The following is a 15,799-nucleotide window of genomic DNA, read 5'->3' on the forward strand; positions in this document are numbered from 1 at the left end:
ATTGAAAAAAATTCAGCCGAAATTAGTTTTCTGCAAAAATGAATAAAAAAAGCATTTAAAAATTCAAATAATATTTAAACATAAAGGTTTTTAAAGAAATCCAATTATAGTATATTTGTTAAAATTAAAAATTTTATATGGAAAAACCACTTATTCTGGTTACTAATGATGACGGAATCACAGCACCTGGTATCAGAAATCTTATCAGTTTCATGAACGAAATCGGAGAAGTAGTTGTAGTAGCTCCAAACTCTCCCCAAAGCGGTAAAGGTCATGCCATTACCATCAATTCTACCCTAAGTTACGAGGAAGTACAGCTAGACGGTCCGCAAAGAGATTTTTCTTGCAGCGGAACTCCTGTTGACTGCGTAAAAATGGCTCTTGACAAAATTTTACCAAGAAGACCGGATATCGTGGTTTCAGGAATCAATCACGGAGCCAATTCTTCAATCAATGTTATTTATTCCGGGACGATGTCTGCAGCCGTGGAAGCTGGTGTAGAAAACCTTCCTGCTATCGGATTTTCTTTACTGGATTTCAGCTGGGAAGCAGATTTCACTCAGGCAAAAGAACATATTCAGAATATCGTAAGAAGAACGTTGGAAAACCCAATGCCAAAAGGAATTGTTCTCAATGTAAACATCCCAAAACTCGCTAAGGAAGAAATTAAAGGCATCAAAGTCTGCAAACAGGCCAAAGCCAAATGGGAAGAAAGTTTTGACGAAAGAATAAATCCACATGGAAAAAAATATTACTGGTTAACGGGATATTTCAATAATATGGATGAATCTCCGGATGCGGATGAAACAGCTTTGGCCAACGGATATATTTCAATTGTTCCTGTAAAATTCGACTTAACGGCTTATGAATATATGGCAACATTGGAAGAGGTAATGAATTTTGATTAATGTACCAGAAATTAGACAATCCTGTTTATCATTCACTTAATGAATCTCATAAAAAGTTTTGCTTAAACTTCGGCGATACAAAATTTTATAATCCTGAAGTCGCTGCTTTTGGAGGCTCAGCTCATATGTCAACAGAAAAAGACATCACAGAATATTCAAAAATCTGTGATGATTTTCTTATTTTCGGAAAACAACCTGATTTAGGAAATTTCAAGACAAATCTTTCGCAACTCATTTGTGATCAATACGTTTTAGAAAATAAAATTGAAATAGATTATACTGAAAACATTATTCAGCTTCAGGAAGAAAATCACGATGAGCTACTGGCTTTTATTCAAAAGTTTTATCCTTTTTATTTTAAAAACAGAACCCCGGAATTAGGTCGTTATTTTGGTATTTTTAAAGATGATAAACTCGTGGCAGTCACCGGCGAAAGAATGCAGATGAACGATATGACCGAAGTAAGCGCCGTAATTACGGACACAGACTACCTCGGAAAAGGTCTTGCCAAACAATTGGTTGCTTTTGTTTCAGGAAAAATTTTTGAAGACCATAAAACTCCGTTTCTGCATGTTGCGGAAAGCAATGTAGGCGCGAAAAAACTCTATGAAAAGCTTGGCTTTAATTTGAGAGGAAAAATAAATTTATGGGGTGTAAAAATTTAAATTACACCCTTTTATTTTATGATTTTTTAAAATAGAACCTTGTCCTCTTTTCTTAACTCTTCCAAATATTTGCTCTTATCATCACGATAAAAAAGATTCATTGTTTCAAAAGGAATTAGTTTTAAGTCTTTATTTACGATATGAACGCACGACTTTTTTACAGCACGCACATCAAAATCATGGGCGTCCATAAAATTCATAATAATGATTCTGAAAAGATTATCATAATCTAAATCCGGTGCAGAAACTTCAGGAAGACAGCACAATAACTGATTGACTTTAGGTTTTACTTTATCTACAGAAATTCCTGTACTGAAAATATCCAGAAGCTGCATCTGAAGACCGGTATCCTGTTCGTAAACAATTGTATTACGCGTTTCATTATTCAGTAAATCAGCAGGGTTGATGTAACGTGTTAAAGGAATAATTTCACCTTCCAATTTCAGAATATATCCCATCGCCAATGCATCCGGATTACACGGAACCGGAATAATATCATCAGAATTTAGAATCGGAAACTGGTTCAAAATTTCCTGTCTCACTTCTGTTAACGTAATTTTCTCATGTGTGGAATCTTCTCTGTTTCTTCCTGCAATCTCTACAGGCTGGAAAGTAATTCCACGCACACATTTCTGTTTTAAAGCAAAATCAATAATCTTCCCTATTTCATCAACATTTTTACCTTGCTGAAGAACAATAACAAGAGTTGTCGAAAGATTTAAAGCATTTAATTTTTCCAAAGCTTTCATTCTGATATCTGTAAGGTCTTTTCCTCTGAAATCTGTCAAAACCTCAGGCTTAAAAGAGTCAAACTGAAGATAAATTTCAAACTCAGGAGCATAAGCTGCTAATTTTTCTGCAAAACCGGGATCATTGGCAATTCGTACTCCATTGGTATTCAACATCAAATGCTTGATGGGTTTTGATTTCGCAATATCCATTATTTTGAAAAATTCCGGATGAATAGTCGGTTCACCGCCACTGATTTGTACAACATCAGGCTCTCCTTCGTTTTTCACAATGATATCAAACATTGCTTCAATTTCTTCCAGGCTTCTGTGACTTCCATAATGGGGTGAAGACATCGCATAACAGGTAGGACAAGTCAAATTACATCGATCCGTAACTTCAACAATTGACAAACAGCTATGTTGTTCATGATCCACACAAAGTCCACAGTCATAAGGGCATCCGTATTCTACATCGGTTCCAAAATGCAGAGGCATTTCAGAGGCTTTATTATAATTTCTGATATTTTTATAATAATGAACATCAGAAGCAATTTTAGTCTTAAAAAAGCCGTGATCCGGGCATCTTTTCGTCATAAAAACGGCTTCATCTTCTATAATAATCTTCGCTCCTACCCTTTTCAGGCATTCCGGACAAAGGCTGATCGTATAATCGTAATAGGTATAATTTCTTATTGGCATCTTTTTATTTTAAATTCCTCCTCCACAAATATATCCGCTGATTAGACCACAGATTAACAAGCAGATAATCATCGTCTGAATAAACTGTTTTTTTGAAAACTTTCTTCCGTCTTTCAATTCATAAACCAATTTTATAAATGATGTAACAATCGCTGAAATCAATAAGGCCCCGAATAGCATGATAAGAATGATCATTATAACCAAACCTCCAAGATCGCCGACTTCCAAAAGTGTTAAAAGTTTCATGTTTTGAATATTTTATAGTAGGATAAAGTGTTTTTAATTGTATAAATGTAATAAATAATTACACACATACATACCATCTGAATAGTTCCCAGATTTCCTATAATTTCCACTCTTGGTTTTATAAAATCCAGAAAAAACCTGAATGTGAAATAGCTCAGCATAAATAGCTGAAATACAAAACCTGAAGGATAGTTTTTCTTCTGAATCTGTTTCAGTCCGATCCAGAGCATAGTCAAAAATACAATTTCATACAATGCTACAGGATGCCTCAGATATTCATCACCCAGATGCATTCCAAAAACTGAATGGGTTGGAAGACCGTAGGTTTCTTCATAAATTCCGGTAAGGAAACAGCCTATTCGACCGATTATAATCGCCAACATCAATGGAAAAACAATTAAATCTCCTGTACTTTCTTTATGACTGACAATTTTCTTGGCCAATTCTACTCCTATTAAACCAAAAGCCAGCCCACCGACAATTGTATTATTTGACCAAATGGTTTTTAAATCAAAGTTCTCAAAAAGTTTATGCGGATTTTCCAGATTCCCGATTAATTTTGAACCGATTAAGGCTCCAGCAGTAGCCCCTATCAAAACAGCCGCAGAAGTATTGAATGAAAGTTTTTCTACAGATTTTCGTTTTAAATAAAAATAATATCGCATCCCGATAAACATCCCTAATGCTTCAAAAAGAGGATGCGCAAGAATTGTTTTACCAAAAATATGAAATGTAACAGGAAAATCCATTATTTCAAAAGTAAGATATTTAATATTATTTGCTAATTTTATTTAGTAAACAATTTAAAATAATTTACCCAAATGCGAATAGAATATGATATAAAACTGGGATTCAAGGATGTAATGTTTCGTCCGAAACGTTCAACATTGAAATCCCGTTCAGAAGTTAGTCTTGAAAGAGAATTTACTTTTAAACATACCAAAAAAAAATGGACAGGCACGCCCATTATTGCTGCTAATATGGATACGGTCGGAACTTTCGAAATGGCTGTGGAGCTGGCAAAAGATAAAATCATCACAGCCGTTCATAAGCATTATTCCGTCGAAGAATGGAGTGTTTTTTTAAACAGTCAGCCGGAAATTATTCATCAATATATTGCTTTAAGTACAGGAACCGGAAAATCAGATGAGGAAAAGATAAAAACAATCCTCGGAAAGCATCCAAAAATCGAGTTTTTATGCATTGATGTGGCCAATGGTTATTCTGAGCATTTTGTGGATTTCGTAAAGAAAGCAAGAGCTAATTTTCCTGATAAAATTATCATTGCAGGAAACGTTGTAACGGGCGAAATGGTAGAAGAGCTACTTTTGGTGGGTGCAGACATTATCAAAGTTGGAATCGGACCTGGATCCGTCTGTACTACCCGTGTGAAAACAGGTGTTGGCTATCCTCAGCTTTCCGCAATTATTGAATGTTCTGATGCGGCTCATGGTTTGGGCGGCCATATCATTGCAGACGGTGGCTGTAAAGTTCCTGGAGATGTAGCAAAAGCTTTCGGTGGCGGTGCTGATTTTGTAATGCTTGGCGGAATGTTTGCCGGTCATGACGAAAGTGGTGGTGAAATTATTGAAGAAAATGGTAAAAAATACCGTTCATTTTACGGAATGAGCTCAAAAACAGCTATGGATAAACATTCCGGAGGTGTGGCAGAATACAGAGCTTCGGAAGGGAAAACAGTAAAAGTTCCGTATAAAGGTCCGGTTTCAGAAACGGTGAAAGATATTCTGGGCGGCGTTCGCTCTACATGTACTTATGTCGGGGCTTCAAAATTAAAAGAATTGTCAAAAAGAACGACTTTCATCAGAGTTCAGGAACAGGAAAATCAGGTTTTTAAAGATTAAGATTTGGAAAAGATTTTTCACATAACCAACGGAGATTATCTGACCGAAGATTTGAAAACAACATCAATCGGAGGAGAATTTATTGTTTGTAGAGAAGCTTTAGTTACAGGTCCTCTACAAACTGATAATCTGGATGATTTCTGGAAAATAAGATCTGAATTTATTTTAAAGAATTACAGTGCCTCACAAACCAGCTATTACAAAAAAGTAGTTGCAGAGTTTGATAAAATACTGAATATTCCAGAAAATGCTGAAGTGAATCTTTGGTTTGAAGATGACTTGTTTTGTCAGGTAAATATGTGGTTTTGTATTTCTTTACTTTCCACAATTAAGGGATTAAAAATTTACAGAATCTTTCCAGCAACATCTGAAAATAATCACTGGCGAGGATTTTCTGTGTCCCATAGTTCAGATTTGGAAACGTCTTTACAGTCAAGAATTTTGTTTAATGAAAATGATATTGAATTAGCCATACAACTTTGGAAATCTTTTCAAAATCAGGATACAAATTCTTTGCAACAACTTTCTGAAAAACAATCAGATTGCTTTCATTTTTTACCGGAAGTGATTCATCTTTATTCAGATAAAAATCCGGATAATTTTGTTCAGAACTTAATTGAAAACGGAATAACCGATTTTAATATCATCTTTGAAAAATTTCAAAAGGAATTTGAAATGCTCGGTTTTGGAGATCTTCAGGTAAAGATAATTCATGATCATATTTTAAAAGAAAAACAATAAAAAAATCCGTCGCAATGACGGATTTTTATCTATATTTTAAACTTAGCGCTTAATTAAGGCATCAACATTCCACCGTCAACATTCAATGTCTGACCAGTAATGTAAGCTGACATATCGCTTCCTAAAAATACACAAGCATTGGCAATATCTTCCGGCTGTCCTCCTCTTTTCAAAGGAATACCGTCTCTCCAAGCCTGAACGGTTTTTTCATCCAAAGCAGCCGTCATTTCAGTTTCAATAAATCCTGGAGCCACTGCATTGCAACGAATCCCTCTAGAACCTAATTCCAACGCGACAGATTTTGTAAATCCTAAAACTCCCGCTTTTGTTGCTGCATAGTTTGCCTGTCCTGCATTCCCTTTTAAACCAACTACAGAGCTCATATTGATAATCGACCCCGATTTTGCCTTCATCATCGGCTTAATAACCGCTTTTGTAAGGTTGAATACAGAATCTAAATTTACTTTGATAATAGTATCCCAATCGTCTTTAGACATTCTCAAAAGTAGGTTGTCTTTTGTAATTCCTGCGTTGTTTACCAAGATATCAATCTTACCAAACTCGGCCATTACATCATCTACAAGTTTTTGAGCAGCATCGTAGTCTGATGCATCAGATTGGTAACCTTTAATTTGAGTTACAGAACTTAAAGTCGCTTCTAATTCTTTCGCTTTGTCTACAGAACCAGCATAAGTAAATGCCACCTTTGCCCCTTGTTGAGCGAAAATTTCAGCAATTCCTTTTCCGATTCCTCTTGTAGCTCCCGTTATTAGCGCTACTTTTCCTTCTAATAGTTTCATATTTATGACAATTATTTTTCTTTATAACTAATTAGCTTTTTGAAAGTTGGCTAATTTAGTATATTTAATTTTATCCAGAATTAATGGTCCGCAAAGATATTATAAAATGTTATTCAAAGCATTTTAAATCATTATTTTAGTAAAATTTTAAGACTGTTTTTTGTCATATAGAGCTTACTGTGAACCTTTCTCACCTATCGAGTCTGTAAAATACAGATAATCTTCTATCTTATCTTTGAAGAGTTTGATGCCTTGTTTATCTGTTGAATATTTATCATAAACTACCTCCTTGAGTGGTTCATTCTGATAATTGATAACTCCATACTTATCTCCTTTCTGCACAACAATTTCATTATCAGAAAGAAACGTGGTAATATCATCATAGATAAATGGAATGATCTCTTTTCCGTTTTCATCAATCATTCCGTAAAGCCCCTCATTATTTCGGCAAATCATCGCAGGAAATATGGTTTGAGGATAATAAAAAACGCCGTTTTCTTTTATGGTTGCTACCTTTTTTAATTCCTCGTATTTTTTATCCTTAATAGTATATCTGTAATAAGTATTATCTTTTCGAAGAACCAGACTATTGGGAAAAATCCTTTCAATCTGATAACCGGGCTCAAGAACATCTTTTAAATCTTTGTCCAAAAATCTTTGTTCATTTCCTTTAATCAGATAAATAAAATCTTCTCCTGAAATTTTTATGCCTTCAATATTATCATATTCTTTAGGAACCACCAATTCACCATTTACTCGGATTACTGCCATTTTAGGACTTTTAAGTGTCTTCTGAGTGGTGAATAAATTTCCGAATAATGATTTTACGTAACTGAATTCAGTTGGGAAAACCTGTTTCGCTTCTTTGGAAAAAATACTTACCTTCTCATTCTTAATCAGATAAATATATCTTGTTCCCAGAAAAACTTCATCATATATTTCTTCAGCAATACGCTTTTCTTCAGCATCGATAATTCCGTATTTTCCTTTTTTATTTTTGGTTATTAAATAAGGATAAGCACCGATGTTATCAATATTACTATCCGAAATTGTATTTAATACATTCCCGTTATTATCGATAATTTCTCCCTTTCTGGCTTCAGAACTTATATAGGCTCTGTTTTTATAAAAGTAGAGGTTTTCATCAAATTTTCTATCGGAAATCTGCTTTCCGTCGGCATCATAAATATACCATCCACCTTCTTTTTTAACAAAAAATCTATTTTGTCCGGCAAATTTTATTTTGTCAGAAAAAGGAATAATTTCTTTACCATTAAAATCATAAACACATTCCTTCCCTTCTTTGGTAGAAATTATTCTTTCATTAATACTCCAGGATGCATCTAGTTTTTGAATATCAAGGGGAATTAATTGTTTCCCTTTTTCGTCAATTAAAGCGGTTTTTATCTTTGAATCTGCGTCTTTAACCTTTAGCATGAACCTGTTTTTCAGCAAATGAATAATTTCATTTTTATCTGCAGGATCGAAAGTAACTGTCCCTAAAGAATCTACAATTCCGGATTTTTCAGTTTCGGGATCAACAATTATTCCGTATCCATTAGCGTAAGACCGAACTTCTTTTCCAAGCTTTTTGGATAAAAGTATCTGAGTGTACTGATCGGTCTGCTGTGCAATACAAACCGACGAAATCAATACAAAAACTAGTTTTTTCAATTAAAATTAAATAGCATTATTTACAATCAGAACAATCTCTCCTTTTAAAGTTTTACTTTTGGAGAATTCAATTAATTCATTGATTGTTCCTCGTTTAGTTTCTTCGAATTTCTTCGATATTTCTCTGCTTAAGCTTACTTTAGTTTCTTCACCAAAAAACTCTTTGATCTGTTCTAAAGTAGTGTTGATTTTATGTGGACTTTCGTATAAAACAATGGTCTTTTTTTCTTCAGCAAGTTGTTTTAGTTTTGTTTGTCGCCCCTTTTTTTGTGGAAGGAAACCAGCAAATAAAAACTCATTATTCGGCAACCCCGACACCACTAAAGCCGGTACAAAAGCTGTTGCTCCCGGCAAACAGATCATTTCGATATTATTATCAGAACCTGCTTTGGCCAATAAATATCCGGGATCCGAGATTCCGGGAGTTCCGGCATCAGTGATAATGGCTATGTTCTGTCCGCTTTTAAGGTCAGTAATCACTTTTTCTGTAGCCTGGTGCTCATTATGTAAATGATAAGATTTTAAAGGCTTAGAAATCTCGAAATGCTTTAAAAGAATTCCGGAAGTTCTGGTGTCTTCACATAAAATATAATCTGCTTCTTTCAGTACATTTACCGCCCTGAAAGTCATGTCATCTAAGTTCCCGATCGGTGTAGGAACAAAATAAAGAATTCCGCTCAAAATTTAATTTATAAAAATTTGTTTTCTACCAATATCCAAAGTCTTTGAGCGTACTCATCCACTCCACTCCATTGTCTTTCATAATACAGGTCACTCAGATATTCTTTGGCCTCTTCCAGTGTTCTAAAACTGTTCAGATTTCCGACAACTTCATTCAGGTCTGCCTGACTTCCGCCAAACAGCGTTTTTGTAAATGCAATCCTGTCATTCAGATCAAGCTTAAAACCAGGTTTTGGTTTTTCAGCTTCCATAAAATTTGTCGGTATATTGGTTTTCAGAATACTTCCTGTTTCCTCTTTTTCCGGAATTTCTGTTTTGTGTTCCGGAAAATCTCTTTCCAAAGGATCATCATCAAATAATGACTGAATAGATTTTAATCCTTTAATATTGGCTAATTTTATTTTTTTATCCTGGTTATATTGATCCAGATTCTCAAAACTTTCATCCGAAGGATGAATTTCTTTTTCAATCTGAGGCTTATCAATCTCTACAATTTTTCTTCGCTCGTTTGTTTCCGCACTGATCAGCTCTTCGGCAGAACTTTCATGCTTGATATCCGTCAGAATATGTTCTACATTAGAAGTTTCTGTCACCATTTCACCCTGCTCAATCGTTACATTCGAAGCAATATATTCTTCTTCAAGTTCCTCTACCAGAATTTCTTCTTCATCGATCACTTCACTGTCAAAAATGCTCGGAATTGTTTCGGAAGTAAGATATTTTTTATCTTCAGCCTTTATTTCTGACTGAAAAACATCCTGAATTTTTTCTTCTTCATCAAAATCATTCAGATTTCCCTGATCATCAGAAACCAGATTTTCAAATTCATCAATTTCATTAAGCTGGTTATTGAAAATAGCCTCTTCTTCTGTTACTTCATTAGAAAAAATTCCCTCATGGATGCCTTCATCATTATCCGGTTCAGAATCTGCTAAAATTCTTTCTTCATCAACAAAATTTAACGCCGATCCGCTGTATTCAGAAAGCTCCGTTTCATCAATTTCATTCAATTGATTGTTAAATATTGCTTCATCTTCTGTGACTTGATTTCTGGAAACTTTTTCTTCCGTATTTTCAATTCTTTCAGGTGCATTTTCTTCAGCAAAATTCACAACCGTTTCATGAAGTTCACTTTCGACAATTTCATTTAACTGATTATTGAATACGGCTTCTTCCTCATTGGACTCATTCTCAATAACATCATTCGGATGTTCGCCGATTTCATTCAATTCGTTATTAAAAATAGCTTCCTCTTCTGTGACTTCATGATTTTGGTCATGAAATTCAAATTGAGGCGCATTTGACGAAAAAAACGCTTGGTTTTCAGAATTTTCAACAGGAATTTCTGTGCTGAAATACTCTATATTTTTTTCCAGCAACCTCAAAAATGAGATCCTGTTTCCAAGTTCATCCACAAGATCCTGCTTGGAAAGTAACTCGTCTACGTTGCTTATTTTATCCAAAATACCAATGATATTCTTGGATTCAAAAAAAATCTTTTCCTTTAAATCTTGGATGTTCTGCATATAAGAATCTTGTTAAAATTGCTTACTTTTGATGATAAAAATATACGGCTAATTTAACAAATGTTTTTAGAAAATACAATTAATCATTCCAAACAAAGCGGTTGGATGGAAGTTATTTGTGGCTCAATGTTTTCCGGAAAAACCGAAGAGTTGATCAGAAGGCTTAGAAGAGCAGAAATGGCAGGACAAAATGTAGAGATTTTTAAACCCAAACTGGATACACGATATTCCGATGAAGATGTTGTGTCTCACAATCAAAATAAAATCCGAAGTACAGCAGTAGAAAACCCTAATGAGATACTACTATTGGCTTCGAATTGTGATGTGGTGGGAATTGATGAAGCGCAGTTTTTTGACGAAAGTATTGTTGAAATTGCCAATCAGCTAGCCAACAGCGGCGTTAGAGTTGTAGTAGCAGGTCTGGATATGGATTTCTTAGGGAGACCTTTCGGACCAATGCCTAATTTGATGGCCACTGCAGAATATGTAACAAAAGTACATGCCATCTGCAGAAGAACTGGAAATTTGGCTAATTATTCAATGAGAACATCTGCAGGAAAGGATCTTGTAGAACTGGGAGAGACAGAATCTTATGATGCAGTAAGCAGAAGAGTTTTTGTAGATGAAGTTTTAAATAAAAAAGAAAAGTAGTTTATGAACTACACAATAGAACATATTGCAGAAGTTACCAATTCACAGATTATTGGTGATGATAAATTGATTGTCAAAAACATAGCTTTCGACAGCAGAATTATTTATTCTACCAAAAATACGGCATTTATAGCCATTAATACTCAAAAAAATTCCGGTGAAAAATTCATTGAATCTGCGATTGACAGAGGAATAAATATTATTATTTCCGAACATCAGTATCCTCAGTTTGAGAATATAACATGGATTATTGTTGAAAACGCCATAGATTTTCTTCAAAAATTAGCCAAATATCATTTTGAAAATTCTCATTTAAAATCTATTGGCATTACGGGAAGTAATGGAAAAACTATTTTAAAAGAATGGCTTTACCAATGCCTTTGGAATGAATTTCCTACGGTTAAAAGCCCCAAAAGTTTTAATTCACAAATAGGCCTTCCTCTTTCTCTGCTTCAGATTAACGATTCTCATCAGCTTGGAATTTTTGAAGTCGGAATTTCCAAGCCTCATGAAATGGAAAAGCTCTCTGCTATTTTCCATCCCCAAATCGGTTTGCTGACTCATATCGGGACTGCCCATCTTGCCAATTTTACTTCAGAAGAAGAACTTATTGATGAAAAAATAAAGCTTTTCAAAGAATCTGAAGTTATTGTTTATAATGGAGATAACCTTTTGGTTGACAAAAAAATAAAAGAATTATATTCTGATAAAAAATTAATATCATATGGTTTTAAAGAACAGAATCATGTTTTTTTTAAAGCTAATCGTTCTAAAAACGAAGATGTAACTGTATGTTATTTTAAAGAAGAAATATCCTTCCCTGTTCATCAAAGAGATGAAGCGACATTAACAAATGCTTTGGCACTTGTAACTGTTTTAAAGGAACTGAATATTGAAAATCATAAAATAGTCGAAAAAATCAATGCTCTGAAGGCTGTTGAAATGAGACTTGAAGCGATTGAGGGAATTAAAAATAATATTGTTATCAATGATTCTTTCAATCTCGATCTGGATTCTTTGAAAACGGCTCTACAATTTCTGAATGAATATAATAAACCGAAAAAGTCTTTGGTCCTAACCGACATTGTAGGAGTCAATTCAAATTCAAAAGAATTGTATGATGAAGTTTCAGAACTGGTCAATGAGCAAAAATTTGATTCTATCTTTTTAATCGGTGAAGAAATATCAAAATTTAGTGAATTATTTAAATCTAAAATATATACTTTCATTAACACTCAGGAGTTAATTGATAGTAAATACCTTACAGAACTTGAAAACCAGATTGTTTTATTGAAGGGAGCAAGAAAATATGAGATTGACAGGCTTAAAGATATACTTGAACTCCGAAAGCATGACACTGTTTTAGAGATTAATCTGAATGCTATTCAGCATAATATTAATTATCATAAATCTTTACTCAATCCATCTACAAAAATGATGGCAATGGTAAAAGCAAATGCTTATGGACTAGGCAGTTACGAAATATCAGAATTTTTACAACATCATCATATCGATTATCTGGGTGTTGCTTTTGTAGATGAAGGAGTTGAGCTGCGTAAAAAAGGAATTACGGTCCCTATCGTTGTCATGAATCCTGAACAGCATAGCTACGAAACGGTGATTCAATATAATCTGGAGCCTGAGATTTACAGTTTCAGAGTATTAGAATTATTTTATGAAGCGGTTCAGAAATCTGGTTATGATAAAAAATATCCTATCCACATCAAGCTTGAAACGGGAATGCATCGCCTTGGTTTTAAGAATTCTGAATTAGATGAATTAATTGAAATTTTAGCTCATAAAAATTTAAAAGTTCAAAGTATTTTCAGCCATCTTTCGTCTTCAGATGTACCGGCTGAAAAAGAATTTACGATGGCTCAGCTGGAAACTTTTGAAAAAAATTCAACTTATTTGATTAAAAATTTAGGCTACACTCCTATCCGACATATTCTAAATTCGTCAGGAATTACGAGCTATACCGATCATCAATATGATATGGTACGAATTGGCATCGGAATGTTGGGTGAATCACCAAATAGTGAAATACAAAAACAATTACAATCTGTGGTAAGTTTTAAAACCGTAATTTCACAAATATCACAGGTAGAAAACGGGGAATCTGTAGGCTACAGCAGAAAATATAAAACAGATCATTTAACAAAAATAGCCACCATTCCTGTTGGCTATGCAGATGGAATTCCAAGGCTCATCGGTAACCAGATCGGAAATGTTGGCGTAAATAAAACACTGGCTCCTATTGTAGGAAATATCTGTATGGATATGATGATGATCAATGTAGATCAAATTTCAAATGTCAAAGAAGGCGACACTGTCACAATTTTTAATGCGAAACCGAGTTTAAAAGAGTTCGCAGATTATTGCAAAACTATAACTTACGAAGTATTAACGTCCATTTCACCCAGAGTGAAACGGATTTATATAAAAGATTAAACTATGAGAAAACTCCTGATTCTTTTATTTACATTTCAATTACTTTTGATTCAATCTCAGGTAAAAAAAGATCTAGTGATTCCTAAAAATCCTAAAATAGGACTTTCACTTGCAGGAGGCGGAGCTAAGGGTTTTGCTCATGTGGGCGTCCTTAAAGTTTTAGATTCTTTAGGTATCAAAGTTGACTATATTGCCGGAACCAGTATGGGTGCGATAGTCGGAGGTCTTTATTCTTCGGGATATTCAGGAAAAGAAATTGAAAAAATTGTAATGGATACAGATTTCTATTCTTTAATCATGGATCCAAAATCAAGACAGGAAAGTTCATTTTTTAATAAGTCTGTTGACAAATATCTTTTATCTATTCCTCTAAAAAATGGTAAAATAACACTACCCTCTTCCATCAGTACCGGACAGAAAAATGTATATCTTTTAAAAGAACTTTTTAAGAATGTCTCCAATATAGATGATTTTTCAAAATTGCCTATCCCTTTTATGTGTGTAGCCACGAATCTTGAGAGTGGAAATATGCAAATTTTTGAAAAGGGAGATCTTGTGCAATCCATCATGGCGAGTTCAGCTTTTCCTTCGCTGATGGATCCCGTAAAAATAGGTGACAGTATTTACATCGACGGTGCGATGACCGTAAATTATCCATCGAAACCTTTAAAAGATAAAGGAATCGATATCGTCATTGGAGTAGATCTTAATCAGGATCTTTCTAAAAGAGAAGATTTAAATAATATCATCGCTATTCTGAATCAGGTGATCGATATGAATATCCATAAAGATACCAAGCAACAGTATAAATACACCGATATAAATATTAAACCTGATCTGAAAGGAATGACTGCCACAAGCTATGATGACAAGAAAAAAATTCTTGATAATGGCTATAAAGAAGGGTTAAAATATACCGATATCTTAGAACAGCTTCCCAAGCGTTCATTCGACCGTCTTAGACAACGCACAAATCCAATATATTCTAACGTTTATAAGATTGACAGCCTTTCTTTGGAAGGAAGCAAAATATACGGTAAAAACTACGTTCTCGGGAAAATGGGACTACGCCTCCCCTCTCTTCAAACATATGGCAGCGTTAATAAAATGATAGATAAACTTGTCGCTACAAATAACTACCGTTTTATCAATTACGATATCATTCCTGAAAATGATGCAAATTATCTGAAACTGTATGTCACGGAAGACGAAGCCCGACATTTTCTAAAATTCGGACTTCATTATGATGATGTTTTTAAAACGGGGCTCCTTTTAAATTATTCAGCAAAACGTCTTCTTTTTAAAAATACAAACCTTTCATTGGATGTTATTGTTGGAGATAAACCCAGATATTACTTAAACTATTTTATCGATAACGGTTATATTCCCGGTTTTGGAATCTATTCCTCCGGAATGAGTTTCGATTTAAAAGATGTCAATAACAATACCGTTGACAGATGGGAATGGTTCCGAAACGAAATGTACATCCAATCGGTCTGGAAAGATAAATTTGCCATTGGCGGAGGGATCAGTCATGATTACTTTAAAGCAGAAATTAATGACTCCAATAAAAGATACAGCCGATTCTTGAATCCGTATGTTTTCATTAAAAGCGATACGCAGAATGACAAAGATTTTCCTACAAAAGGAATTTACATTTCGGCAGAAGGAAAAGTTGTGGATCTTTTAAAATCTGAAGTTGATAAAAGAATCGTTCAGGTGAAAGCAGACATCAGAATAAATGTTCCTTTAACCAAACAATTTACTTACCGACTAAACCTTTACGGAGGAATCACAATCGGCGAAAATCTACCTCCTTTCTATGAATACAGGCTGGGAGGTATTTTTGAACAGAATGTTGTCAATTTCAAAAGATTCGGAGGCTTCTATTTTGCTCAGCTCAACACCAATAATGTGGTTTTAATTTCCAATGATCTTCAGTTTAAGTTTAACAAGAACTACTTTGTAAGCGGAAACTTTTCTTTTGCAAATTTATCCAACGATTTAACTTTTGAAGATGCTGTAAAACTAAATTATAGTTCGTTAGGAATTACAGCAGGATACAAATCTCCTTTCGGACAGATTAAAGTTAACTTTAGTCACTCACTTAAAAATAATCAAAAAGGCATATTCAGTGTTATTTTAGGACACTGGTTTTAAAACA

General features: G+C 34.2%; 14 protein-coding genes. 7 read left to right on the plus strand and 7 right to left on the minus strand.

Translation table 11 applies throughout. From position 1 onward, the window contains the following. Positions 1 to 137: 137 nt before the first annotated feature. Positions 138 to 908 carry a 5'/3'-nucleotidase SurE gene (gene surE / locus M2373_RS07820; protein WP_259109265.1) on the plus strand — a complete coding sequence of 257 codons (771 nt, stop codon included), beginning with the start codon at positions 138 to 140 and terminating at the stop codon, positions 906 to 908. Next, entirely contained in the window at positions 908 to 1,573 is a 666-nt protein-coding gene (locus M2373_RS07825) for a GNAT family N-acetyltransferase (protein WP_259109268.1), read from the plus strand. Before surE ends, M2373_RS07825 begins: the two co-directional genes overlap by 1 nt. Positions 1,574 to 1,599: 26 nt before the next feature. Here M2373_RS07825 and M2373_RS07830 read toward each other — a convergent pair whose 3' ends face one another. The 3 genes from M2373_RS07830 to M2373_RS07840 are packed head-to-tail and all read right to left on the minus strand — an operon-like array spanning position 1,600 to position 3,998. Beyond that, positions 1,600 to 3,003 (minus strand): radical SAM protein, encoded by a 1,404-nt coding sequence (locus M2373_RS07830; RefSeq protein ID WP_259109270.1) that lies wholly within the window; start codon positions 3,001 to 3,003, stop codon positions 1,600 to 1,602. A 9-nt stretch (positions 3,004 to 3,012) separates the two neighbouring features. Next, positions 3,013 to 3,249 (minus strand): hypothetical protein, encoded by a 237-nt coding sequence (locus tag M2373_RS07835; RefSeq protein WP_259109273.1) that lies wholly within the window; start codon positions 3,247 to 3,249, stop codon positions 3,013 to 3,015. Then, positions 3,246 to 3,998: a prolipoprotein diacylglyceryl transferase gene (locus M2373_RS07840; protein ID WP_259109275.1), complete on the minus strand. Its 753-nt coding sequence runs from the start codon at positions 3,996 to 3,998 to the stop codon at positions 3,246 to 3,248. Before M2373_RS07840 ends, M2373_RS07835 begins: the two co-directional genes overlap by 4 nt. A 72-nt stretch (positions 3,999 to 4,070) precedes the next feature. Between M2373_RS07840 and M2373_RS07845 the strand changes: the two genes are divergently transcribed. Then, positions 4,071 to 5,111: a GMP reductase gene (locus tag M2373_RS07845; protein ID WP_259109277.1), complete on the plus strand. Its 1,041-nt coding sequence runs from the start codon at positions 4,071 to 4,073 to the stop codon at positions 5,109 to 5,111. 3 nt (positions 5,112 to 5,114) lie between these two features. Then, on the plus strand, positions 5,115 to 5,852 hold the full coding sequence (locus M2373_RS07850; protein WP_259109279.1) for a DUF1835 domain-containing protein: 738 nt from the start codon (positions 5,115 to 5,117) through the stop codon (positions 5,850 to 5,852). Between the two features lie 53 nt (positions 5,853 to 5,905). Here M2373_RS07850 and fabG read toward each other — a convergent pair whose 3' ends face one another. The 4 genes from fabG to M2373_RS07870 all read right to left on the minus strand — a co-directional run bounded on the left by fabG (position 5,906) and on the right by M2373_RS07870 (position 10,533). Further along, positions 5,906 to 6,652 (minus strand): 3-oxoacyl-[acyl-carrier-protein] reductase, encoded by a 747-nt coding sequence (gene fabG / locus M2373_RS07855; protein ID WP_259109281.1) that lies wholly within the window; start codon positions 6,650 to 6,652, stop codon positions 5,906 to 5,908. A gap of 174 nt (positions 6,653 to 6,826) precedes the next feature. Next, positions 6,827 to 8,326, minus strand: coding sequence for a WG repeat-containing protein (locus tag M2373_RS07860; protein ID WP_259109283.1), 1,500 nt, complete (start codon positions 8,324 to 8,326; stop codon positions 6,827 to 6,829). Between the two features lie 6 nt (positions 8,327 to 8,332). Continuing rightward, positions 8,333 to 9,007, minus strand: coding sequence for a 16S rRNA (cytidine(1402)-2'-O)-methyltransferase (gene rsmI, locus M2373_RS07865; protein WP_259109285.1), 675 nt, complete (start codon positions 9,005 to 9,007; stop codon positions 8,333 to 8,335). 8 nt (positions 9,008 to 9,015) lie between these two features. Then, entirely contained in the window at positions 9,016 to 10,533 is a 1,518-nt protein-coding gene (locus M2373_RS07870; protein ID WP_259109288.1) for a hypothetical protein, read from the minus strand. 60 nt (positions 10,534 to 10,593) lie between these two features. On the opposite strand from M2373_RS07870, the gene M2373_RS07875 reads away from it, so the two are divergent. Genes M2373_RS07875 through M2373_RS07885 form a run of 3 tightly spaced genes read left to right on the plus strand, consistent with a single transcriptional unit; the run spans position 10,594 to position 15,795 of the window. Further along, the gene (locus tag M2373_RS07875) at positions 10,594 to 11,184 is read left to right on the plus strand and encodes a thymidine kinase (protein ID WP_259109290.1); all 591 of its coding nucleotides are present in this window, start codon (positions 10,594 to 10,596) and stop codon (positions 11,182 to 11,184) included. A 3-nt stretch (positions 11,185 to 11,187) separates the two neighbouring features. After that, positions 11,188 to 13,635, plus strand: a complete 2,448-nt coding sequence (locus tag M2373_RS07880; RefSeq protein WP_259109293.1) for a bifunctional UDP-N-acetylmuramoyl-tripeptide:D-alanyl-D-alanine ligase/alanine racemase — start codon at positions 11,188 to 11,190, stop codon at positions 13,633 to 13,635. A gap of 3 nt (positions 13,636 to 13,638) precedes the next feature. Next, positions 13,639 to 15,795: a patatin-like phospholipase family protein gene (locus M2373_RS07885; RefSeq protein ID WP_259109295.1), complete on the plus strand. Its 2,157-nt coding sequence runs from the start codon at positions 13,639 to 13,641 to the stop codon at positions 15,793 to 15,795. Positions 15,796 to 15,799 lie beyond the last annotated feature (4 nt).

Source organism: Chryseobacterium sp. JUb7 (assembly GCF_024806495.1).
In the GTDB taxonomy this organism is placed as follows: Bacteria; Bacteroidota; Bacteroidia; order Flavobacteriales; family Weeksellaceae; genus Chryseobacterium.